Source organism: uncultured Maribacter sp. (assembly GCF_963974015.1).
Lineage (GTDB): Bacteria > Bacteroidota > Bacteroidia > Flavobacteriales > Flavobacteriaceae > Maribacter.
The window spans coordinates 1-24,619 of sequence record NZ_CAXBBZ010000018.1; the positions used below are offsets into that span (position 1 = coordinate 1).

15 protein-coding genes and 1 pseudogene are annotated in these 24,619 nt (G+C 37.0%); 12 read left to right on the plus strand and 4 right to left on the minus strand.

The features are described from left to right. Both AACZ41_RS15885 and AACZ41_RS15890 read left to right on the plus strand, forming a co-directional pair. Positions 1-349 (plus strand): annotated as a pseudogene (locus tag AACZ41_RS15885) (acetyl-CoA C-acetyltransferase); the annotation flags it as partial. A gap of 23 nt (positions 350-372) precedes the next feature. After that, positions 373-1,125 (plus strand): NlpC/P60 family protein, encoded by a 753-nt coding sequence (locus AACZ41_RS15890; RefSeq protein WP_339629590.1) that lies wholly within the window; start codon positions 373-375, stop codon positions 1,123-1,125. 47 nt (positions 1,126-1,172) lie between these two features. On the opposite strand, the gene AACZ41_RS15895 is transcribed toward AACZ41_RS15890, so the two are convergent. Both AACZ41_RS15895 and gyrA read right to left on the minus strand, forming a co-directional pair. After that, on the minus strand, positions 1,173-2,435 hold the full coding sequence (locus AACZ41_RS15895; RefSeq protein ID WP_339629591.1) for a tetratricopeptide repeat protein: 1,263 nt from the start codon (positions 2,433-2,435) through the stop codon (positions 1,173-1,175). Positions 2,436-2,475: 40 nt separating this feature from the next. After that, positions 2,476-5,010, minus strand: coding sequence for a DNA gyrase subunit A (gyrA, locus tag AACZ41_RS15900; protein WP_339629592.1), 2,535 nt, complete (start codon positions 5,008-5,010; stop codon positions 2,476-2,478). A 258-nt stretch (positions 5,011-5,268) separates the two neighbouring features. On the opposite strand from gyrA, the gene AACZ41_RS15905 reads away from it, so the two are divergent. Both AACZ41_RS15905 and AACZ41_RS15910 read left to right on the plus strand, forming a co-directional pair. Next, complete coding sequence (locus tag AACZ41_RS15905; protein WP_339629593.1) at positions 5,269-7,821, plus strand: ATP-dependent Clp protease ATP-binding subunit; 2,553 nt, start codon at positions 5,269-5,271, stop codon at positions 7,819-7,821. Between the two features lie 209 nt (positions 7,822-8,030). Further along, positions 8,031-8,432 carry an STAS/SEC14 domain-containing protein gene (locus AACZ41_RS15910; protein WP_339629594.1) on the plus strand — a complete coding sequence of 134 codons (402 nt, stop codon included), beginning with the start codon at positions 8,031-8,033 and terminating at the stop codon, positions 8,430-8,432. Positions 8,433-8,466: 34 nt separating this feature from the next. Here the strand turns inward: AACZ41_RS15910 and AACZ41_RS15915 are convergent, their stop codons facing one another. Further along, entirely contained in the window at positions 8,467-10,011 is a 1,545-nt protein-coding gene (locus AACZ41_RS15915) for an NAD(P)H-hydrate dehydratase (RefSeq protein ID WP_339629595.1), read from the minus strand. 267 nt (positions 10,012-10,278) lie between these two features. Between AACZ41_RS15915 and thrA the strand changes: the two genes are divergently transcribed. The 8 genes from thrA to AACZ41_RS15955 all read left to right on the plus strand — a co-directional run bounded on the left by thrA (position 10,279) and on the right by AACZ41_RS15955 (position 19,045). Continuing rightward, a complete protein-coding gene (thrA, locus tag AACZ41_RS15920; RefSeq protein ID WP_339629596.1) occupies positions 10,279-12,720 on the plus strand; it encodes a bifunctional aspartate kinase/homoserine dehydrogenase I in 2,442 nt (813 codons plus the stop codon). 21 nt (positions 12,721-12,741) lie between these two features. Further along, entirely contained in the window at positions 12,742-13,668 is a 927-nt protein-coding gene (locus AACZ41_RS15925) for a homoserine kinase (RefSeq protein WP_339629597.1), read from the plus strand. Between the two features lie 41 nt (positions 13,669-13,709). Further along, positions 13,710-15,005 (plus strand): threonine synthase, encoded by a 1,296-nt coding sequence (thrC, locus tag AACZ41_RS15930; protein WP_339629598.1) that lies wholly within the window; start codon positions 13,710-13,712, stop codon positions 15,003-15,005. A 99-nt stretch (positions 15,006-15,104) separates the two neighbouring features. Beyond that, entirely contained in the window at positions 15,105-16,190 is a 1,086-nt protein-coding gene (gcvT, locus tag AACZ41_RS15935) for a glycine cleavage system aminomethyltransferase GcvT (protein WP_339629599.1), read from the plus strand. Beyond that, positions 16,190-17,104, plus strand: coding sequence for a glutaminase (locus AACZ41_RS15940; RefSeq protein ID WP_339629600.1), 915 nt, complete (start codon positions 16,190-16,192; stop codon positions 17,102-17,104). Before gcvT ends, AACZ41_RS15940 begins: the two co-directional genes overlap by 1 nt. A 2-nt stretch (positions 17,105-17,106) precedes the next feature. Further along, the gene (locus AACZ41_RS15945; protein ID WP_339629601.1) at positions 17,107-17,928 is read left to right on the plus strand and encodes a sugar nucleotide-binding protein; all 822 of its coding nucleotides are present in this window, start codon (positions 17,107-17,109) and stop codon (positions 17,926-17,928) included. Positions 17,929-17,936: 8 nt separating this feature from the next. Continuing rightward, positions 17,937-18,233 carry a 4a-hydroxytetrahydrobiopterin dehydratase gene (locus tag AACZ41_RS15950; RefSeq protein WP_091618513.1) on the plus strand — a complete coding sequence of 99 codons (297 nt, stop codon included), beginning with the start codon at positions 17,937-17,939 and terminating at the stop codon, positions 18,231-18,233. A 101-nt stretch (positions 18,234-18,334) separates the two neighbouring features. Then, on the plus strand, positions 18,335-19,045 hold the full coding sequence (locus AACZ41_RS15955; RefSeq protein WP_339629602.1) for a YebC/PmpR family DNA-binding transcriptional regulator: 711 nt from the start codon (positions 18,335-18,337) through the stop codon (positions 19,043-19,045). A gap of 334 nt (positions 19,046-19,379) precedes the next feature. Here AACZ41_RS15955 and AACZ41_RS15960 read toward each other — a convergent pair whose 3' ends face one another. Next, the gene (locus tag AACZ41_RS15960) at positions 19,380-24,599 is read right to left on the minus strand and encodes an HYR domain-containing protein (protein WP_339629603.1); all 5,220 of its coding nucleotides are present in this window, start codon (positions 24,597-24,599) and stop codon (positions 19,380-19,382) included. Between the last annotated feature and the right edge of the window lie 20 nt (positions 24,600-24,619).

Consider the following 24,619-nt stretch of genomic DNA (forward strand, 5'->3'; position numbering starts at 1 on the left):
TTATGCAGATGCAGCTCATGAACCAGAATGGTTTACAACTGCCCCTGCCAAAGCACTACCAAAAGCTTTAGCTAAATCTAATATATCAATTGAAGAAATTGAATTCTTTGAATTTAATGAAGCATTTTCTGTTGTTGGTCTAGCTAACATGAAATTATTAGGACTAAATGATAACAATGTTAATGTTAATGGCGGTGCGGTTTCTTTAGGTCACCCTTTAGGATGTTCAGGTGCTCGAATTCTTATTACATTAATTAATGTGTTGGAACAAAATAATGCCAAACTGGGTGCTGCTGCAATTTGCAATGGTGGCGGAGGTGCTTCAGCAATAATTATTGAAAGGATCTAGATCTAAGAGCATAAAAAAGTTGCATGCAATACGGTATTTGTCACTTAAGCATTATCCCAGTAAGAAGTACTCCCGATGAAGTTTCGGAAATGTTTACCCAACTTTTGTTTGGTGAGCACTACAAAGTATTAGAAAGTAGAAAGAACTGGTCTAAAATAAAAACTATTTACGATAAGTGCGAAGGCTGGATAATGAATAACCAGCTGACCTTTATATCTGAGGATGAGTTCAATACCATTCAAGCAGTTGAGGAATATCATTATGTAGCTGAATTAATATCATTTGTTGAAGATTCCAATAACATACTAACACCCATATTAATTGGATCAAGTATTCCCGATACCCCTTCATTATCCATTAATTTTGGTGGAGCAGTTCTTTGTTCCGTACAGCCTAAGGAGAAAATGATTAAAACGGCATTACTTTATTTAAATTCTCCAGAATTAAAAGGAGGGAAATCACCTTTTGGTATCGACAGTGCCGGTTTTGTCCAAATGGTCTACAAAATTAACGGATATCACCTTTTGCGAACTGCAGAAAGTCAATCTACGGAGGGCACTGCACTAAGTTTTGTTGAAGAAAGCGAGGCTGGTGATTTAGCCTTTTTTGATAATGCCAACGGCTCTATTGATCACGTAGGTATAATTATGGACAACAACTATGTTATTCACGTGAATGGAAAAGTTAGGATTGATCGTTTAGACCATACAGGTATTTTCAATAATGACCTCAGAACCTACACGCATCAACTCAGGGTCATTAAAAAAATAGTATAAAAAAGGCCCTAATAAAAGGGCCTTTTAAATTATGGATTAGAAAAAAATTATTCTCCTAACAACTTTTTCAATCTCATGAAGTTTTCATTATCTCCCATTGCTCCATAAATATTCTTTAGCTGGGTCATAATATTCTCATTACCCGGACTTGCTTTTAAAGCTTCTTCCAAAACATCTGCACCTTGCCTGAACAAACTATCCTTTTTCTCTTTAAGTACGTCATACTTTGCGATATCAGCTCTTGAATTACCTAAAGAATTCATTTCATCAATCAATGCGTTACCTTCATTAACATAAGTTGTAGAAAGATTCAAGTAAGCATTAGTGTACTTTGGATCAAGCTCAATAGCTTTTTTGTATGAAACTCTAGCGTCCTCATAATTATCTTGCTCCATGCTTATTACACCTACATTGTAGTGAAGATCTGGGTTATCAGGAGCCAATGCGATAGCTTCAGCCATTAATTCCTTAAACTTATCCTTATTTCCTTGATTGAAATATAAGTTAGCTTCGTTAAGAATAAGATTTACATCTTCTGGATCATTCTTCCTTGCCGCTTGGTATGCTTCCAAAGCTTTCTCGTCCTGACCTAATTGAGTATAGATCAATGCAGTATTTTTTACAATCTCTGCTTTTTTAGATGGAGTTTTCTCATCTATAGGATCTGTATAACCTCCAGATTTAACCATAAGATCACGTTGAAGCTTATCCATCTCCTCTACTTCACCTGAAGCTGCATTGGTAGCCTTATACACAACTCCTCCACCATCATACCCTATTTCTTGTAATTTATTATAGTAATCTAAAGCCATTTCATAATGGCCGCCATTTACAGCACTACCAGCTGCATAATACAAATAAGAAGTGTCTTTGGGACTAAGCGTATAACTCATATAAAGTTTTTCCGCAGCTTCTTTAAACTTTTTATTTCCATTATCACTAACTGCAGAATTTACAAGATCGGCTGTTAAAGCTGCCATATATTGATTGGTTTCACCAGTATATTTTTGCTTACCTGATTTTTCTTCAATCTCAATAACTTTCTTAAAGGATGTTGCAGATTTCTCGAAAGCATCATTATTTCCTTTTTTAGCCAAATCACTGTAAATCTTACCTTTTGTAAAATAATACTGCGCTTGTATTTTTTCATCTGCGGATGCAATAGTACCAGAAGCCGCTTCGATAGCTGTTTGGGCTGCTGCTGCATCCCCTTCCTTCAATGCTTTTTCAGCATCTTTTATTTCATTCTTTTGTGCAAAACCGACCATTGTAAATGTCAATGCCGCGACAAGTAAAAACCTATTTTTCATTTTTAATATAATTAATTATTAGTGTTTAAAATTTAGATGATTATTCTTCTGAATCATCTGGCTCATCAGTATCAATCTCCGTGCCATTTTCAGTATCTACATCAATATCAAGTATTTCCGATTCTTCCAAGTCATCTTCATCTTTCATAACCTTAGCAACAGCGGCAATGGAATCATTACCTTTAATGTTAATTAATCTAACACCTTGAGTTGCTCTACCCATTACACGTAAATCTTCTACGCTCATACGTATTGCAATTCCAGATTTATTGATAATCATCAGATCATCTGAATCGGTAACGTTTTTAATAGCTACAAGTCCGCCAGTTTTATCCGTTACACTGATAGTCTTGACACCTTTACCTCCTCTATTGGTAACTCTATAATCTTCTATGCTTGAACGTTTACCATAACCTTTTTCAGATACTACCAAAATTTCATCCTCAAAATTATGAACAGAAACCATACCAATAACCTCATCCTCTTCATTAGCTAAGGTTATACCTCGAACCCCAGATGCATTACGACCCATTGGTCTAGTTTTACTTTCTTCAAAGCGTATTGCCTTACCAGATTTAAGACCTAAGAATATCTGACTTGTTCCTGTTGTCAATTTGGCTTCTAATAACTCATCACCATCACGAATGGTAATGGCATTGATCCCATTTTGACGCGGTCTAGAATATTGCTCCAAAGATGTCTTTTTAACAACACCTTTTTTGGTCGCCATAATCACATAGTGACCATTTACATATTCTTCATCCTTTAAATCTTGTGTACAAATAAATGCTTTTACGCAATCGTCTTGCTCAATATTAATCAGATTCTGGATAGCTCTACCCTTTGATGTTCTACTTCCTTCTGGAATTTCAAAAACTCGCATCCAGAAACATTTTCCTTTTTGAGTAAAGAATAACATGTACTGATGGTTGGTCCCTACGAATAGATGCTCTAAAAAATCTTCATTTCTTGTTGATGAAGCTTTTTGACCTACTCCGCCCCTATTCTGAGTTTTGTATTCCGTCAACGGTGTTCTTTTGATATAACCTGCGTGAGAAATAGTTATAACTACTTGCTCATCAGGTATCATATCCTCCATACTAAGGTCTCCCCCTGCAAAATTAATTACAGACCTTCTCTCATCGCCATACTTATCCTTTATCTCTTGCAACTCATCTTTAATGATTTGCATTCTACGTTCCTTTTTATCAAGAATATCCTTCAAATCTGTAATTAGAAGCATTATCTCATCATATTCAGTTCTAAGCTTATCTTGCTCTAGACCGGTAAGCTGACGTAATCGCATCTCTACAATCGCCTTCGCCTGAATCTCGCTTAGCTTAAAGCGCTCAATCAAGTTTGCTCGAGCTTCATCGGCATTGCCTGAAGCTCTGATAATTGCTATAACCTCATCAATATTATCTGAAGCGATAATCAAACCTTCTAAAATATGAGCGCGATCCTCTGCTTTTTTCAATTCAAACTGTGTTCGTCTAACCACCACCTCATGGCGATGCTCTACGAAATAATGAATCATTTCCTTTACGTTCAACAATCGTGGCCTACCATTAACAAGGGCTATATTATTAACGCTAAAGGATGTTTGTAATGCTGTATATTTATACAACATGTTTAATACAATATTAGGTATTGCATCTCTTTTTAAGATGTACACGATTCGCATACCATTACGGTCAGACTCGTCCCTAATATTTGAAATACCTTCAATTTTCTTATCATTTACAAGATCGGCCGTTTTCTTAATCATGTCCGCCTTGTTCACTTGGTAAGGAATTTCATGAACAATGATACATTCTCTACCTTGAACCTCTTCAAAAGTTGCCTTGGCACGCATCATTACACGACCTCTACCTGTATGAAAAGCTTCCTTTACGCCATCATACCCGTAAATAATACCACCTGTTGGAAAATCAGGAGCTTTTATATGAGTTATCAACTCATCAATTTCAATGTCATTATTATCGATATACGCAACCGTGCCGTCAATTACTTCTGCAAGATTATGCGGAGGCATATTGGTAGCCATACCTACCGCTATACCAGATGCGCCATTAACCAAAAGGCTAGGCACCCTAGTAGGAAGTACGGTAGGTTCTTTCAACGAATCATCAAAATTCAATTGATAATCCACTGTCTCCTTTTCTATATCTATAAGCATATCATCTGCTATCTTACGCATACGGGCTTCCGTATAACGCATCGCTGCAGGACTATCACCATCTATAGACCCAAAGTTACCTTGACCGTCTACAAGCATATAACGAAGGCTCCATTCTTGAGCCATACGAACCATTGCATCATATACTGAGGTATCACCGTGTGGGTGATACTTACCAAGTACCTCCCCGACAATACGGGCAGATTTTTTATGTGAGCTATTACTTCTAACCCCTAATTCATGCATTCCAAACAAAACCCTTCTGTGCACTGGTTTCAAACCATCCCTGACATCTGGCAGAGCTCGTGACACAATGACCGACATCGAATAATCGATGTAAGCAGATTTCATTTCATCTTCAATATTAATTGGTATCAATTTTTCACCGTCAGCCATTTAAAATCTTCTGTTTTTTAATTAGTAAAAAAGCATGCCAATATACTTAAATCCTAGGCGTTTCAAGAATAAGTGGATTTAATAATATGAAATTTTATTAACAGTTGCTTTTAAGATGTTAATTTTAAAGATATGCGCTCATTTTTAGGTATTGAGACACACATTTTTCAGGTTTTACAATAACTTTAACGATTATAGGTACGGTATTTGCCATTGATTGGATGAGATTTAGTAATTTTATAGTAGATAATATAGTATATGGATGATAATTTTTCCCCAAGAGTAAAGGATGTAATTGCTTATAGCAAGGAGGAAGCATTGCGACTTGGTCACGATTTTATCGGTACCGAGCACTTAATGTTAGGGCTCCTTAGAGATGGAAACGGGAAGGCTATTAGCATTTTAGATGCTTTAGAAGTTGATTTGGAGCACTTACGAAGAAAGGTTGAAATTCTTAGCCCTTCGAATCCAAACGCTAACGGTGTTCAAAAGGACAAAAAGAACTTACATTTAACAAGACAAGCCGAACGTGCGTTAAAAACAACTTTTTTAGAAGCCAAACTTTTTCAGAGCTCTTCGATAAATACAGCTCACCTTTTACTTTGTATTTTAAGAAACGAAAACGACCCTACTACAAAACTTTTACATAAGTTAAAAGTTGATTATGATAGCGTTAAGGAACAGTTCAAATTTATGATAACAAGTGACGACGATATGGTAGATGGCCCAACGGCCGAATCTTTTCCAAGTGATTCTGATGAAACATCCGAAGGTAAAGAAAGTACCTTTGGCGCTACCTCAGGCCAAAAAGGAACCAAGAAATCTAAAACTCCCGTACTGGATAATTTCGGAAGAGATCTTACCCAAATGGCAGAAGAAAATAAATTAGATCCTGTTGTTGGTCGCGAGAAAGAAATTGAGCGAGTTTCTCAGATTCTTAGTCGTAGAAAAAAGAACAACCCGTTATTGATAGGTGAACCCGGAGTTGGTAAAAGTGCTATTGCTGAAGGGCTTGCACTACGAATAATCAATAAAAAAGTTTCAAGAATTCTTTATAACAAAAGAGTTGTTACTCTTGATTTAGCGTCTTTAGTTGCAGGCACTAAGTATCGTGGTCAGTTTGAAGAACGCATGAAAGCTGTTATGAATGAACTTGAAAAAAATGACGATGTTATATTGTTCATTGATGAAATTCATACCATAGTCGGTGCAGGTGGTGCGACAGGAAGTTTAGATGCTTCGAACATGTTCAAACCCGCATTGGCAAGAGGTGAAATTCAATGTATCGGTGCAACTACCTTAGACGAGTATAGACAATATATAGAAAAAGATGGTGCATTAGAAAGACGTTTTCAAAAAGTAATCGTTGAACCCACTACAGTTGATGAAACAATTGAGATATTACATAATATTAAAGGTAAATATGAAGACCATCATAATGTAACTTATACCGATGAAGCAATCGAAGCATGTGTCAAGTTGACCAATAGATACATGACAGATCGCTTTTTACCCGACAAGGCTATAGATGCCCTTGATGAGGCAGGTTCACGTGTACACATTGTAAATATGGACGTTCCAAAACAAATTCTTGAATTGGAAAAGAAATTGGAAGATGTACGTGAGCTAAAAAATAGTGTAGTCAAAAAACAAAAGTATGAAGAGGCTGCAAAATTACGCGACGATGAAAAAAGCCTAGAAAAAGAGCTTGCCATCGCTCAAGAACGTTGGGAAAATGACAGTAAACTGAATAAAGAAACAGTAAGTGAAGATAACGTCGCTGATGTTGTTTCAATGATGAGCGGCATACCTGTTAACAGGATTGCTCAAACAGAGAGTAACAAATTAGCTGGTTTACCAGACCTTATTAAGGCTAACGTAATAGGTCAAGACGAAGCTGTTGCAAAAGTGTCTAAAGCTATACAACGTAATAGAGCTGGACTTAAAGATCCAAATAAGCCTATCGGTTCATTTATATTTTTAGGACAAACAGGAGTTGGTAAAACTCAGTTAGCCAAAGTATTGGCCAAAGAACTTTTTGATTCAGAAGATGCACTTATACGTATCGATATGAGTGAGTACATGGAGAAATTTGCCATATCAAGATTGGTTGGGGCACCTCCAGGATACGTAGGTTACGAAGAAGGTGGTCAATTGACTGAAAAAGTAAGAAGAAAGCCATATTCAGTAATCTTATTAGATGAAGTCGAAAAAGCGCATCCAGATGTGTTCAATATGCTTTTACAAGTATTGGACGATGGTTATTTAACAGATAGTCTTGGTCGTAAAATCGATTTTAGAAATACTATTATCATAATGACATCAAATATTGGTGCTAGACAATTGAAAGACTTTGGTCAAGGTGTTGGTTTTGGTACAGCGGCTAAAAAATCTCAAGAAGATTCACACCAAAAAGGAGTTATTGAAAATGCACTTAAAAAAGCATTCGCTCCAGAATTTTTGAATAGAATTGACGATGTAATTGTTTTTAATGCTTTAGAGAGAGAACATATTCACCAAATTATTGATATTGAACTTGCTAAACTGTTTAAAAGAATTAAAGATATAGGCTATCATTTAAATCTTTCAGACAGCGCAAAAGATTATATCGCGGAGAAAGGTTTCGATAAGCAATATGGTGCTAGGCCTCTTAAAAGGGCTATTCAAAAGTATATCGAAGATGCTTTAGCAGAAGAAATTGTGAATTCTAAACTTAAGGAAGGAGATACTATATTTATCGATCTTGATAAAAAGAGAGAAGAATTGACTATTAAAATTGAAAAAGCTGAAGAAGAAACACCTAAAACGTAGTTACATTCAAACTATAATTTATATTAAAAAGGAGTCCTAAGTCGGGCTCCTTTTTTCGTACAATGACTTTTTAATTGTAAGAAATCAAATACAGGGAACACCAGCCATACGCAGTACGAACGATATTTACGCGTTTAAACTAATAATTTATCCGAAAATTAAAGTTCAATTTACTTTCGCTTCAGACACACTATATTAATACGAACAGAATGAAAATTGGATCCTCTAAAAAGAAGAAGGTAATCGTACGGGAGTACGAGTTAGAAGTAGGAAAAATTCAAGTATTTGAAAATTACATGGTATCCATTTTTGATGAAGGAGCTACCCTAACCCTTGAAAGGGCATATCAGATAATTGGAATATCGGAAATTCATTTTAGGGATAAGAATTTCGGATTCATAAGTCTTCGTAAAAATTCATTCGCAATTGACCCAACCATCTATAATTATCTGAAACAACTAGACAACCTTAAAGCATTTGCTATTGTTTCGGTCAAAGAAATAGACATGCATAACTTTAAGATTGAAAAAATGTTTTACAAAAAGCCAATGAAGTTTTTTATAGAATATGACAATGCTCTCAAGTGGGTGAAAAGGAGAGTTAATTCTTAATATTTTTTACGATTTTAAATAGAATTGAAATATATTATTGTTCTTTCGATTCTTCCGCTACAGGGTGTTCAGGTATTTTAAATAAATTAAGATAAGCACTTCCTATACTTTCTATAAGGCTAGACGCCACTAAAGATTGGTAGCCAGTACTTTCTACAGCTATATCGCCAGCTTTACCATGTAGGTAAACTCCAAATATAGCAGCATTCAATGCCGAGTATCCTTGAGCTCGCAATCCGGTTATTATTCCAGTCAACACATCTCCACTGCCAGCGGTTGCCATACCTGGATTGCCTGTGGTATTTACGTAGCCTTTATCATTCTGCACAACTATAGTATGTGCTCCTTTTATTACTACGATACACTTAAACTTCTTGGTAAATTTCTTTACCTTATCCAACTTTTCAAAATCATCTTTCCAAGTTCCTATCAATCTTTCCAACTCTTTGGGGTGAGGAGTTAAAATGGTATTTTCAGGAATATTCTTTAACAATGATTTGTTTTTCGAAAGAATATTTAGAGCATCGGCATCAAGTACCAATGGCTTTTTATTCCTATTTAAAAATTCAGTAAAACCAGTAACAGTTTTATCACTCGTACCCATCCCAACTCCTATTCCTACCACGGTAGGCTCCAGATCAAATTCTATGTTCTCAAGCATATCTACATTAATATCTGTCAATACCATGACTTCTGGCAAAGAAGTCTGCAGAATAGAATACCCTATTTTTGGCACATAGGCTGTCACCAAACCGCTACCTGCATGTAGTGCTGCATTCGCTGCCAAACAAACAGCACCTATTTTACCATAACTACCTCCAATTATTAGCGCGTGCCCATATGTACCTTTGTGAGCATACTTTTCACGGGGTTTATAAACACTCAATGCTTCATTATTCCCGGTTAACTCATAGTCAGTTTCAGTAGCCATTAAGTATTCAGCATCCAGACCAATATCCAATACCTCCCATTGTTCTATAAACGGCCCAGTTTGAGGTAAAAAGAAAACCAATTTAGGTGCTTGAAAACTTAGCACAAAATTGGATTTTATAATAGCTTCCAAATTTTCTGGACCTTGGTCGGTAAACAAACCTGACGGAATATCAATAGATAAAATAAAAGCCTCAGATTTATTTAAATGTTGAATAATTTCAGCAACCCAATCATCTGGCGTTCTATTCAATCCTATTCCAAAAATACCATCAACTATAATGTCATCCTTTCCTATTTTAGGAAGCTCATCATCAGAACTCATGAAACTTGGCCAACATTTTCTTGTTTTTAATCTTTCTAGATTAATTAAAAAATCTTTAGAACGTTTTTCGCTATAATTAATAACATAAACTGATATATTATAACCATGATCTAATAGATGGCGAGCTAGTGCTATTCCATCACCCCCATTGTTTCCTATACCACAGAATAAATGAATTTTTACCGGTGCACCTTGCATACGAAAATGAATCCAATTAAATAACTGTAATGCAGCGCGTTCCATTAATTCATCACTAGTTATTTCTTCTTTTTTAATAGAAATCTGATCTGCTTTATAAATCTGTTTTGCACTATATAATTTCATTCTTAATTTATTTTACTGCTAAAAATTAACGATTCCGCAAAAAATTGTGGAATCATTTGATAGGGATATCAAATGTACTACTTTTGGTTCTCAACCATTAGTATTATGGACTGCGATAAGACAGGCATAAATTTCGATATCACATCACTTACCAAATTTAATGGTACTACACTCACATGGTTCACCCCTTGGGGGTCATAACGATATTTCTCCGTTTCTGTGTTTAATTACACCATTTCTTAAATTAAAAGTCAATATTACAATAACATGAAAGTTCTAAAATTTGGTGGTTCATCTGTAGCCAAACCTGAAAATATAGTTAAGATTAAAAATATTATTTCTTCCTATCAAGACCAAATAGTATTGGTGGTCTCTGCTCTTGGTGGAGTAACCGATTTATTGTTGAAGGCTGGCACAATGGCTTCTTCACAAGATCAATCTTATAAAAATGTACTTACATCTATCGAGGAAAGACATCTTGCAACAATTAAAGAATTACTACCTGTTACAGCGCAAAGCAAGGTGCTTAGCAAAGTAAAAAGTGAGTTCAATGTTTTAGAAACATTATTAGAAGGCGCTTATTTCATTGGTGAAATAACCCCTAAACTTTCCGATAAAATTGTAAGTTATGGAGAATTACTTTCATCTTATATTATCAGTGAATACCTAATTACTGAAAATTTAGATGCTGAATTTAAAGATAGTAGAGACCTTATTATCACGCACAAATTAAACGGTAAGAATATGGTGAATTTCACCAAAACCAATGCCAATTGTGCCAGCTATTTTAATTCAACGCATAAGAAAATTATTGTTTGCCCTGGTTTTATAGCTACATCAGAAGAAGGTGTTTCTACTACTTTAGGTAGAGGAGGTTCAGATTATACTGCAGCGATTTACGCCGCTGCCATCGATGCTGAAATTTTAGAAATTTGGACAGATGTGAGCGGCATGTATACTGCCAATCCGAAAATGGTAAAACAAGCCAAAGCAATACCTCATATATCATATGAGGAAGCTATGGAATTGTCTCATTTTGGAGCAAAAGTGCTTTACCCTCCCACCATTCAACCAGTATTATCAAAAGGAATTTCGATAATAATAAAAAATACATTTAGTCCTGATGAAGCAGGAACATTAATCACTAAATCTAAAAACGAAAAAGGTAAAACCGTAAGAGGTATAAGTCATATAGGAAATATTGCCTTGTTGTCACTAGAAGGCCCTGGTATGGTAGGCATACCTGGTATATCAAAACGTTTTTTCGAAGTGTTATCGCAAGCAGATATTAGTGTCGTACTTATTACTCAAGCTTCTTCCGAACATTCTATTTGCGTAGGTATTTCTGCAGATGATGTAGAAAAAGCGGTAAGTATTGTCAACGAAGCTTTTGAGTATGAAATTGAAAGGGGGCGTATAAAACAAGTCATTCCTGAAAAGGATTTAGCTATTGTAGCACTAGTTGGTGATAATATGAAAAGTCATCAAGGACTAAGTGGTAAAATGTTCAGTACCCTAGGAAAAAACAATGTGAACATTCGAGTAATTGCACAGGGAGCTTCAGAAAGAAATATTTCTTGTATCATCGACGAGAAAGATGTTAAAAAAGCCTTGAATGCATTGCATGAAGAATTCTTCGAAGAAAATATAAAGCAACTAAACCTATTTGTAATGGGTGTTGGTAATGTTGGCGCAAAATTCTTGGAACAAATAAAGGAGCAACGTAAATTCTTAAAAGAGAATTTAAAATTAAACATTAGAGTTATTGGCATGTCGAATTCTCGTACAATGGTTTTTGATGAGAAAGGAATAGATCTAAATGATTGGCAATCGAAATTAGCCCAAGGAGAGAAAGCAGATAAAGCTAAATTTTTAGAATTGGTCAACACTTTAAATTTTAGAAATAGCATTTTTGTAGATAATACTGCCAGTGAAGAAGTTTCTAATACATATAGTGAGTATTTAGGCAATAGCATATCAGTCGTTACATGTAACAAGATTGCTTGCTCCTCGGCATATGAAAATTATTCAAATCTAAAATCATTGGCAAGAACCTATAATGCGCCATTTTTATTTGAAACTAATGTGGGAGCTGGCTTGCCTATTATCGATACTTTAAAACATTTAATAGCATCTGGTGATAAGGTTCTAAAGATTCAGGCGGTACTATCCGGTAGCTTGAATTTTGTTTTTAATAATTTTAATGAGAACACCACCTTTCATGATGTTGTAAAACAGGCCCAAGAAGAAGGCTATACCGAACCAGACCCTAAAATAGATTTAAGTGGTGTTGATGTAATGCGGAAAATATTGATTTTAGCAAGGGAAAGCGGTGATCAATTGGAAATAAGCGACATCAAAAATAATCCATTTCTACCTGAAGAGAGTTTAACTACTAACAATAATGAAGATTTTTTCACCTCTTTGATAAAAAATGAATCCCATTTTCAATCTTTATTTTCAAGTGCTAAAAAGGCAAATAGCAAATTAAAATATGTAGCTCAGTTCGATGAAGGCCAGGCAAGCGTAGGTTTACAAGAAATACCAAAAGGGCATGACTTTTACAACCTTGAAGGCAGTGATAACATAGTGCTTTTTTATACTAAACGGTACCCACAACAACCTTTAATCATCAAAGGTGCTGGTGCAGGATCTGCTGTCACAGCTTCCGGGATATTCGCAGATATTATTAGAATAGGTAACTTTTAAGATAAAAAAACACTTTACAAAATGAACCAAAACGAAATAAAGGTTTTTTGCCCTGCAACGGTAGCGAATATTTCATGTGGCTTCGATGTTCTTGGTGTTGCCTTAGATTTGGTCGGTGATGAAATGGTTGTTAGAAAAGTTCCGCAAAAAGGAATTAAAATCACCAAAATTACAGGACAAGATTTACCTAAAGAAACATTGAACAATGTAGCAGGTGTTGCTGGTAATGCTTTTCTATTGGCTGCTGATTACGATGGCGGGTTTGAAATTGAAATCAATAAAAAAATAAAGCCTGGCAGCGGAATTGGCAGCAGTGCAGCTAGTTCTACTGGTGCAGTTTGGGCCATGAATCATCTTCTAGGTAATCCATTCACAAAAACCGAATTAGTGAAATTTGCTATGGAAGGCGAACGGTTGGCAAGTGGTGTTGCCCATGCTGATAATGTAGCTCCTGCCCTATTTGGTGGCTTCACTCTTGTACGTAGTTATAATCCATTGGATATTGTAACCATACCGGCTCCATTTGAATTGTATGTTACAATTATACATCCGCAGATCGAAATAAAAACTTCCGATTCTCGAAAAATATTAAAAACGACCATTTCAATGGAAACAGGAATAAAACAATGGGGAAATGTTGGCGGACTTGTAGCTGGTTTGTTCAAGGATGATTACGAATTGATCGGCCGTTCATTAGAAGACCATATCGTAGAACCAATTCGCTCTATTTTGATACCCGGTTTTGATGAAGTTAAAAAAGTATCCTTAGAAGCAGGTGCTTTAGGGTCAGGTATTTCAGGGTCAGGACCATCAATTTTTGCTTTTAGCAAAGGAGAAGAAACTGCTTTAAAGGTTGGGGAAATGATAAAATCGGTCTACGAAAAAATTGGCATTGCTTATGAAATACATGTTTCCAAAGTTAATATGGAAGGAGTAAAACTTTTATAATTTTAGAAATATCACATTAACAACTGATAAATACATTCGACTTGAAATTCTATAGTTTAAATAATAAAGCACCCGAAGTTTCTTTTGATAAAGCGGTAATTAACGGAATTGCGCCTGACAAAGGATTGTACTTTCCACAAGAAATTAAACCGTTACCTAGTTCTTTTTTTGAGGAAATTGAAAAGAAATCCAACGAGGAAATCGCCTTTACGGCAATTCGACAATTCGTAGAAGGAACTTTACCCGATAATGTCTTAAAAGATATTTTGAAAGAGGTGTTGGATTTTGATTTTCCGGTTGTGACGATAACACCTAACATTGGTACATTAGAACTTTTTCATGGTCCTACAATGGCTTTTAAAGATGTTGGCGCCCGCTTTATGGCACAATGTTTAGGTTATTTTTCGAGGTCCAATAAACAAGAAGTAACCGTATTGGTTGCTACTTCTGGCGATACCGGTGGTGCCGTTGCCAATGGCTTTCTTGGTGTTGAGGGCGTTAAGGTCGTGATTCTTTATCCGAGTGGTAAAGTTAGCGATATACAAGAACGCCAATTAACAACACTAGGTCAAAATATAACGGCCTTAGAGGTTGACGGTACCTTTGATGATTGTCAAGCCATGGTTAAAAATGCCTTCTTGGATAAGGATTTGTTGACACACATGAAATTAACATCGGCCAACTCAATTAATGTTGCACGATGGTTACCTCAGCTTTTTTACTTCCTTTTCGCCTATAAACAAGTAAAAACTAAAGGAAAAGAAATTATTTTTTCTGTGCCTTCTGGTAATTTCGGAAATATCTGTGCGGGTTTGGTTGCGCAACGTTTAGGTATGCCGGTGAACCACTTTATTGCGGCTACAAATGTAAATGACACGGTACCTCAGTTCATGTCAACAAAAGAGTATACCCCAAAACCATCCACAGCGACCATATCAAATGCAATGGATGTTGGTGACCCAAGTAACTTCATTCGTATTCGACATTTGTTTCAAGATGATTTCGAAGCTTTGAAAAAAAACCTTTCCTCCTACTCTTTCAATGATGAACGAACAAAGGAAGCTTTAAAAGAAATTTATAATATCAATGGATATATCGCTGACCCACATGGTGCTGTAGGTTACCTTGGACTAAAAAAATATCAAGAACTTCATCCAAATATATATGGTATATTCTTAGAAACGGCTCACCCCGTAAAATTCTTGGATATCGTGGAAGAAACATTGTCCGAAAAATTAGAAATTCCTTCACAAATACAAAAGGTGATGGGCAAAACCAAAGTATCATCTAAGATTTCTACCTACGAGAATCTCAAAGAATTTCTTATGACTTCTTGATTAGCGGATATAGTTTACAATATTTTCCTAAATAGCTGTTCTATCAGAATTGCTTCTATTTATTTTCGATAAATTTGTATCGCCGATAAATAAAAGAAGATGAAAAATACTGCGCTTACCAAAACACATGAATCGCTTGGTGCCAAAATGGTTCCATTTGCCGGATATAATATGCCAGTTTCGTACGAAGGAGTGAATGCTGAACATGAAACGGTACGCAAAGGTGTTGGCGTATTTGATGTATCTCACATGGGAGAATTTTTAATTTCTGGTCCAAATGCTTTAGGCTTGATACAAAAAGTAACTTCTAACGATGCATCTAAATTGACCATTGGAAGGGCACAGTATAGTTGTTTACCAAATGAGACCGGTGGTATAGTTGATGATTTAATTGTTTATCGCATCAAAGAAGAGCAATATCTATTGGTTGTAAACGCCTCTAATATTGATAAAGATTGGGCTCACATATCAAGCTATAATAATGAGTTTAAAGCGGATATGAAAAATATATCCGAAGGCTATTCCCTATTAGCTATTCAAGGCCCTAAAGCGGTTGAAGCTATGCAGCAGTTGACCTCCATAGATTTATCAGCTATAAAATTTTATCATTTCGAAGTAGCGGATTTTGCCAGTATTGAACATGTTATTATTTCTGCAACAGGATATACGGGTTCTGGCGGATTTGAAATTTATTGCAAGAATGAAGATGTAAAACAAATTTGGGATAAAGTATTTGAAGCTGGAGCAGATTTTGGAATAAAACCAATCGGATTGGCAGCAAGGGATACTTTACGACTAGAAATGGGATATTGCCTTTATGGGAATGATATAGATGATACGACTTCACCTTTTGAAGCAGGATTAGGGTGGATAACAAAATTCACCAAAGATTTCGTCAATTCTGAAGCGCTTGAAAAGGAAAAAAAACATGGCCCAGAACGTAAATTGGTAGCCTTTGAGTTAGATGAACGTGGAATTCCTAGACATGGTTATGATATAGTTGATGGATACGGTAAAACCATAGGCATTGTCACTTCGGGTACTATGTCACCATCAATGGGAACCGGTATTGGTCTGGGCTACGTACCTCCAATTTTTTCTGAAATCGGAAGTAAAATTCAAATTCAAATTCGCAAGAATGCAATACCGGCTACTGTAGTTAAATTACCATTTTATAAAAATTAATGAAAGATTTTCAACGTGTTCTTGATACCATCAATGAAACAGCCCATAACGCTGTAGAAAGAGGTACCATGGCTAACTATATTCCAGAATTAGCGAAAATAGATATGCAAAAGTTCGGTATCCATTTAATAGATATTGGACAACATCACTTTTCTGCAGGCAAAAGTGCTGAACGTTTTTCAATTCAGAGTATTTCAAAAGTTTTGACACTTTCAATGGCAATTGGGCTAATTGGGGAAAATATATGGGAGCGAATAGATGTAGAACCATCAGGTGACCCATTTAATCATTTATCATTATTAGAGCTAGAGAACGGTATTCCGCGAAATCCATTAATTAATCCGGGAGCTATTGTTGTAGCTGATATATTAGTTTCACAATTGGTACACCCGAAGGAAGAATTTTTAGCTTTTGTTAGAAATATTGCAAATGATGATTCTATCGATTACGATAAAGACGTGGCCCGATCTGAAAGACGAACAGGCTTTCGAAATTACGCCGCAGCCAATCTTTTAAAATCATATGGTAATTTAAAAAATGATGTAGATATAGTTTTGGATTTTTATTTTCACCAATGCTCATTATCTATGAGCTGTGAACAATTGGCAAACACTTTTTTTATGTTTATAAATCGGGGTAATTGTAGAAGAGGCAATACCTTTCTTACTATGGGCCAAGTAAAACGTATCAATGCATTAATGCTTACTTGTGGTTTTTACGACGAGTCTGGTGAATTTGCTTTCGAAGTAGGCTTACCTGGAAAAAGTGGAGTTGGTGGTGGTATTGTTGCATTGTTGCCTAATAAATTTTGTGTTGCCACATGGTCACCAGGTCTTAATAAAAAAGGTAATTCAAAATTGGGAATGCTTGCCTTAGAAAGATTGACAACAGAAACTGAACTTTCTATTTTTTGAATTTGGATAATAATAAAATATTGATCCTTGGTGGTAGCGGCTTCATTGGCAATGCTATCTATAAAGAGCTTTGTAATTATTTTGATACCTATGGCACCTATTGTCACGCTGCAAATTCATTCTCTTCTAATAAACAATTTGTGCATTACAATTTAGAAGAAGATGATATCGTTGAGGTTTTAGAATCAGTGAAACCACAAGTGATAATTTCCGCTTTAAGAGGTAATTTTGCCGCTCTTATAATAGCTCACGAGCATATTTTGGAATATGTTATAAAACAAGATTGCAAAATCTATTTTATTTCATCGGCGAATGTTTTCGATGCCTATAGTAAATATCCATCTTATGAGATGGATAAAACGTTATCAGAAAGTATATATGGCAGACTGAAAATTAGAATTGAAAATATGCTTTTGAGATTACCAAAAGAGAAAATGGCTATCTTAAGAATTCCTATGGTATTTGGAAATAGTTCTCCAAGAGTACGGGATATGAAAAAAGCTATTATCGAAAATGAACCTGTTGAAGTATTTCCAAATTTAATTTTAAACGTAACAAATGATGATAAGATAACGCAGCAAATTCATTATCTTATAAATAGAAATAAAACAGGTATTTATCATTTGGGCAGTAATGACCTCACCCATCATGAAGATTTCATAAAGGAAGTTTTAGAACGGGTAGGTAATTTCAATCCGATATTAAAAAGGGTATATACTACCAATGAAGATCGATATTTGGCAGTACTGCCAAAAACCAATAAATTACCGAAAAATTTACAATATACATATCAGGATATTATTGATCATCATGTCCTTAATTAGCAACAATTATGAAAGAAATAGAAAAATTTACTGATCAACAAATAGCAGATTATCTTGGTCAATTAGACGGATGGGAATATGTGGATGGAGCTATAGAAACCACTTTCGAGTTTAAAGATTTTAAAGAAGCTTTTTCTGTTATGACACGAATCGCTTTTGAATGCGAAGCTCAAAACCACCACCCTGATTGGAGCAATGTATATAAAACTTTAAATATTCGTTTAAGCACCCATGATGCAAATGGGGTTACCGAGAAAGATTTTGTACTTGCACGAATAATTGAAGATATAGTAGAAAGCGAATAATAACAACCAAGTCAAATCATAAGATACTTGTGTTCAGTGAAGTAATTTAAATGATTACTGAACATCTCTTGTTTTTGTACATTTGTTTAAAATAATTTACCATGGGAAGAGCTTTTGAATTTAGGAAAGCACGTAAAATGAAAAGATGGTCAGCAATGTCCAAAGCCTTTACACGGATAGGCAAAGATATTGTAATGGCCGTAAAGGAAGGCGGACCAGATCCAGATTCCAATTCACGCCTTAGAGCGGTCATACAGAATGCCAAGTCGGTCAACATGCCTAAAGATAATGTTGAAAGAGCAATCAAAAGAGCTAGCGATAAAAGCCTAGGAGATTATAAAGAAGTACTTTTTGAAGGGTATGCACCACACGGTATTGCCGTTCTAGTTGAAACCGCAACCGACAATAATACAAGAACAGTAGCCAATGTTAGAAGTTATTTTAATAAATGTAATGGCAACTTAGGCACATCGGGTTCTGTAGAATTCATGTTCGACCATACCTGTAATTTTAGAATCCCTGCAGAAGGTTTAGATTCTGAAGAATTAGAATTAGAACTGATTGATTTTGGTGCAGAAGAGGTTTTTGTAGATGATGATGGTATTTTAATTTACGGACCATTTGAAAGTTTCGGAGCGATACAGAAAGAATTAGAAAACCGTGAGATAGAAATTCTTTCTTCTGGTTTTGAACGAATTCCACAAGTCACAAAAGCATTATCTGAAGAAGAAGCTGCCGATGTAGAAAAACTTCTTGAAAAGTTGGAAGAAGATGACGATGTGCAGAACGTTTACCATTCTATGGAAGAATAATTATTCATATTTTATTCAATAAAAAAAGGAGACCAATTGGTCTCCTTTTTTATGGTGGGCCATATAAAATTAAAGTATTAATCTGCTTTTCGCGCAACAGTCCCTTCATTCTCGATTTTTCCAAGCTGTAATTGATATAAATCAAGCATTATCATATAAAATTCTTTTATCGCTTTTCTAACTAGATGTAAATCAAAAATTTACCCAATTAAAAAAGCCACTCAAATGAGTGGCTTTTTCTATGCAATCAATGCACGTTTTAGGTTATACAATTCTCATTATTTTAAATATGGTTTCATTGAATTTCAAATTATCGGAACCATATTTGCTTCAATTATTTCCTCAGGATTTTTAAGGTTTCCGTTCCATATACAGAAGTCATTCGGATAAAGTACAAACCTCTAGGTATTTCTCCCGTATTCAAATTAATTTCATTATCCCCTTTCTTTAACGTATATGATCCAAAATCCTGAAGTTTTTGTCCAATACCATTATACAATGATAGTGTGCCATTCATATTTAATGGAGACTCTATTTTAAGATTTATATAATCCTTAAATGGTACAGGATAAGCCGTCAGCTCTAGTTTGACCGATGCCGTTTTACTAGGTACTGTCACATTCGGACAAACATCGGCATGGAGCACTACATAGAAGTTGCCCGGATTACCAACATTTACACTTTCGAACGTAAAGGTATTAAAGTCCCCTTCGACCGTATCGCTATAAGGGTACTGACCTGGAGCAGTGGTGAACCTACCATTATTATCTGTTGGTAAAATTTCAGTGCCAACATATAATTGGGCAACCGTCATTTTATACCCACTTAAGGTAGAAACGGTTACTTCTACGGTACCATCGGTATAAATGACCTCCACATTTCCTACTAGGGCACCATTAGAAATAGTACACTGACCTGCGGCCGCATATAAATCCATGTTGTAAGTTCCATTGGTAGAAGGGAATACATTTGTCCATCCCCATCGGTTACCACTTACATTGGGTATATCCAAGAAACATGTTCTAACGCTTTCATCCGTAGATCTAGCAAATGCCGTTTCACATTTGTCAATGGTTCCCGTGCCACAGTCATTATTGTTTTCAATAATGTCCCAGGTACACGTCAGTTCGTTCCAGACAGCTGTTTCTTGACATTGAGTCATTGGTATCTCCGGTTGTAAGCCCTCAATATCCCATTCGCAGGTAGCTTCGTTCCATGTTGCGGTTTCGTAGCATTTTGTCATGGGCTCCAAGGGCTTCTCACCGGTGATCTCCCAGTCGCAGATCTGATCGCTCCAGACCGCAGTTTGGTAACATAGCGTCATTGGCATCTCCGATTGTACGCCCTCAATATCCCATTCGCAGGTCGCTTCGTTCCATACCGCGGCTTCGTAGCATTCGGTCATAGGCTCCAAGGGCTTCTCACCGGTGATCTCCCAGTCGCAGATCTGATCGCTCCAGACCGCAGTTTGGTAACATAGCGTCATTGGCATCTCCGGTTGTCCATCCAAAATATCCCAAGTACAAGTAGTACCGTTCCATTCTGCTGTTTGATAACATTCCGTCATAGGCTCCAAGGGCTTCTCCCCGTTGATCTCCCAGTCGCAGATCTGATCGCTCCAGACCGCAGTTTGGTAGCATAACGTCATTGGCATCTCCGGTCGTTGACCATCTATAATGTCCCATGTGCACGTAGTACCGTTCCATTCTGCTGTTTGGTAACATTCCGTTACAGGCTGCATGGGGTGCACTCCGGAAATAATCCAACTACAGGTTTCTTGGTCCCAAACTGCAGTCTGGTAGCATTCTGTCATTGGTTCTTCATCTTTTACACAGATATCGTCATCACATGCATCTGGAATTCCATCATTGTCCATGTCCACATGATCATCGCCTTTATCACAGATATCAAAACAATCCGCTATGCCATCGCCATCTTGGTCAAAGCCTTCATCAACTTTACCATCGCCATCATTATCGACTCCATCACACACTTCTTCATTTGGTTGCGATATGGTTACACTACATTGAGAAGTAGCACCGGTGGCATCAATAATCGTTACATAATGTTTACCTGCCGACAATTGGTTATTCACTTCATTTGTTGAACCATCATCCCATTTAAAAGTGTAGGGCCTATATCCTCCGTTTCCTCTTGCACGTGCAGCTCCATCATTAGAACCATAATCACTTACATTACTTATCAAATTTGTCCAACAGTATAGTTCTTTTGCTATATTTATTTGGCAACTGGTTTCACATCCTTGAGAATCGGTAACAGTTACCGTATGAACACCATACGTTAATTTGATTGCTGTTTGAGTAGTCTCACCATTATCCCATAAATAAGTATATTGACCTGAACCACCTTTTGGATAGACAGTGGCAACTCCATCTTCGGTTACATGGTTGGTGGCTAGCTTATCTTGTTCTATAGTACTTATAAAATCACTACACTTTTCTTTGCTTGGCTCGAATATTGTAACGCTACATTGCGATGTGGCTCCGGAAGCATCCGTAATAGTCACATAATGGGTTCCCGCTGTCAGTGAATTATTTACTTCATCTGTTGAACCATCGTCCCATTTAAAAGTATAAGGCCTGTATCCCCCATTTCCTTTTACACTTGCAGCCCCGTCATTTCCACCGGCGACACTAACATTATTGATTAAATTGGTCCAACAATACAGTTCCTTGGCTATATCTATCTGACACTTGGTCTCACAGCCATTGGAGTCCGTCACCGTTACACTGTGAATACCATAAGTTAATGTAGTCGCCGTTTGTGTGGTCTCCCCGTTGTCCCACAGATAGGTATATTGGATAGTACCGCCAGTTGGGTGTACCGTTGCCACACCGTCCTCTGTTAAGTGGTTGGTTGCAAGTTCGTTCTGCTCTATGCTGCAAGTCATTTGTTGGTTACTTAATACAGTAAAAGCCTCTGAAGTAGTTTCACAGCTAAATTCGTTGGTGACGGTAACAGTATAAATACCACTCAGAGCTGTAATGGTCTGGGTAGTTTGCCCACCCGGTGACCACAGATAACTGGCAAAGCCTGCCCCGGCATCCAACACTACACCGTTACCATCGTGGCAATAGCTATCTTTTCCGGTAATCTCGACTATTGGTTTTGCGTTCACCGTTAAGGTGGCCGCTTCACTGGTTGCTGTACAATCATCTCTATTATCGTTTGGAGTATTGTTATCTGAAGTAACAATGACACGGTATTGGTTACCGTCCCCTCCTATTTCCATATATGCGAAGTTCAATTGTGAATTGGCGCTCGGTGCTCCCAAGTCCTCAAAACCGGTGCCGGTATCCACTTGCCATTGATAGGATAGGGTACCTGTGCCCGTGGCCCCTACGTCAAAACTTAAAGGGTCGCCAGCGCAAATTATCACACTATCCGGTTGGTTGCCAATAGAAACCGAGCAAGGTTCTACGTATGTGTTTATAAATTTTATTGAAACATTGTCTCCGGAAGCTACGTTAACCTGTATTTCATTGTTCGTTTTTAGACTTATTGTAGACGTACCTTTCTCAGAATTAAATTGAATATCGCTTATGGAATATTTATCAGGTAAATTTTCTTCCCTAACTTGTATCAAGAAAGCGCCACTAAAAGAAAATGACCCTCCTTCTTGTTCAGGAGAATTAATACCAGATTCACTTAAGTAAAAATTACCAAGCTCATTAGATATCGAGGTATTGTAAAAGAAATAAAACTGGTCATCAGGATTTGAACCTATACCTATTACATCTTTTGTAACTATTACTCTTGATAATGGATCAACCTTAATGGTTTGTTCACAAGAAGAAGACATTAAATTTTCATCCGTGGCCGTCCAAGTTCTGGTTATTGTACCATCAGCGGACACACTATCGGAAAAACCAATGATGACATTGCCAGCTCCACCAGTTGCTGTAGCAGCGCCTGTATCAGCTGGTGCTGTTGATTCTCCCTCTTTAATGGTAATGTCATCTGGGCAGGTAATCACAGGAGGTGTAGGACAATTAAATTGACTTTTATCAACTACAACATATGTTTCGCAGTAGTCGCTATTTCCATTCACATCTTCTGCCCATATTCTGATTATAGTAGTTTCATTATCATCACAGTTTAAGGACAGACTAGATAATCTAACATCAGTATTTGAATTATCAGTTGCACGAGAAATCGTGTAGGTTATATCTCCACAAGGATCGGTAATAGGTGAAGCAATAAAATCTGTTGCAGCAATTGTTTGAAGACCGGTCGTGGCATCCAAAGTTACTGTTAGACCATTGATACAAATTGGTGCGGGTGCCTTTTCATCGTTTACCGTTACCATAAATTTACATTCAACTTTGTTACCTGCGGCGTCCGTTGCCGTATAAACAACCTCTGTGATACCAAAAGGAAACAGGTCGCCCGGCTTATAATTGGATGTCAAAGTCAACCCAGGAAGATTATCTGTTGCCGTTGGTGGCACCCAATCTGGAATACCTCCACATTCAGCACTCAAAAAGGAATCAAATTCAAAAGATTCAGGGCAAGCAGATATAACCGGTGGGGTATTGTCTATTGGGTTAACAACAACCTCAAAAGAGCAGCTGAATGATCCACTGGTCATGGTAACCGTTGTGGTACCCACCCCTAGGGCAGTACCTGGAGCAGGAGATTGTTCTAGTTCAGCTAGGATTGCCAGAGCAGCCAAGCCACCCGAACCACCGAAGCCGCCGCCGCCGTCAACCCCTGTACCGCCAGCTGCAAAGTTGATCGTTACCAAAGAGGTATAATCGGGTAATATGGCCGTACCGCTTCCATCAGCTGAAAGATTTTGGTCCTCGGGACAGTTAAGACCATTAATAGTACTTGAATTTACTGTTGGAGTTCCAAAACTAACATCTACCGTACCCGGATACACATTGTCATTATTGCTTACCCAATTGGACAGGTTATGCACAATGGCCCTAATTTCTTCTGGTGTTCCAGCCAACGGACAAGTAGCGGTTGCACAGCTAAATTGAAAATTGTCTTGCTCCACACCTCCTGGACCCGAAAGCCGAATGGCGGTATCACCGTTTGTTAAGGCATCTGGCAGTGCCGAAGTGGTATTGCCGGTTGCGGCGCCATCCCAATTGGCATCGTCCGTTGTACCCGTTACCACATTGAAATGCAGCCCTGCAATAAATGTGGGGCTGGCTATACTACCTTGAATGGCAAATAATTGATCCCCCAAGACTGTAAAGGCTGCTGCTGTTGGAGATAAATTACTAAAATCCAAAACAACTACTTCCCCTACACTTAAAGCAGTACTAGCGGTCCAAGTGAAATCACCGTCACCAACTGCTTCAAAAAAACCAGTACCATCATTCCAACCTCTATCCGTAAAAGTAATGGTCGTATTGGCTTCTATATCTTTTAATAAAACAAAGGCAAAATTATCATCCGGATCTGAAACGCCATCAGTGTTCACCCCAATAAAGGCAATATCTCCTGCCGTTAAAGAGGTTTGTGCGAATGCTAGGGACGTTGAAATCAACAAAACCCATAAAAGAGTAATTTTTTTCATATAGTTTGTTTTTGTTTATG

Bases quoted from the DNA above. Each gene is read 5' to 3' on its own strand.
- gyrA (WP_339629592.1), bottom strand. From the start codon at position 5,010: ATGGCTGACGGTGAAAAATTGATACCAATTAATATTGAAGATGAAATG.
- thrA (WP_339629596.1), top strand. From the start codon at position 10,279: ATGAAAGTTCTAAAATTTGGTGGTTCATCTGTAGCCAAACCTGAAAAT.
- AACZ41_RS15915 (WP_339629595.1), bottom strand. From the start codon at position 10,011: ATGAAATTATATAGTGCAAAACAGATTTATAAAGCAGATCAGATTTCT.
- AACZ41_RS15950 (WP_091618513.1), top strand. From the start codon at position 17,937: ATGAAAGAAATAGAAAAATTTACTGATCAACAAATAGCAGATTATCTT.
- AACZ41_RS15960 (WP_339629603.1), bottom strand. From the start codon at position 24,599: ATGAAAAAAATTACTCTTTTATGGGTTTTGTTGATTTCAACGTCCCTA.
- gcvT (WP_339629599.1), top strand. From the start codon at position 15,105: ATGAAAAATACTGCGCTTACCAAAACACATGAATCGCTTGGTGCCAAA.
- AACZ41_RS15925 (WP_339629597.1), top strand. From the start codon at position 12,742: ATGAACCAAAACGAAATAAAGGTTTTTTGCCCTGCAACGGTAGCGAAT.
- AACZ41_RS15910 (WP_339629594.1), top strand. From the start codon at position 8,031: ATGAAAATTGGATCCTCTAAAAAGAAGAAGGTAATCGTACGGGAGTAC.
- AACZ41_RS15890 (WP_339629590.1), top strand. From the start codon at position 373: ATGCAATACGGTATTTGTCACTTAAGCATTATCCCAGTAAGAAGTACT.
- AACZ41_RS15895 (WP_339629591.1), bottom strand. From the start codon at position 2,435: ATGAAAAATAGGTTTTTACTTGTCGCGGCATTGACATTTACAATGGTC.
- AACZ41_RS15955 (WP_339629602.1), top strand. From the start codon at position 18,335: ATGGGAAGAGCTTTTGAATTTAGGAAAGCACGTAAAATGAAAAGATGG.
- AACZ41_RS15940 (WP_339629600.1), top strand. From the start codon at position 16,190: ATGAAAGATTTTCAACGTGTTCTTGATACCATCAATGAAACAGCCCAT.
- AACZ41_RS15905 (WP_339629593.1), top strand. From the start codon at position 5,269: ATGGATGATAATTTTTCCCCAAGAGTAAAGGATGTAATTGCTTATAGC.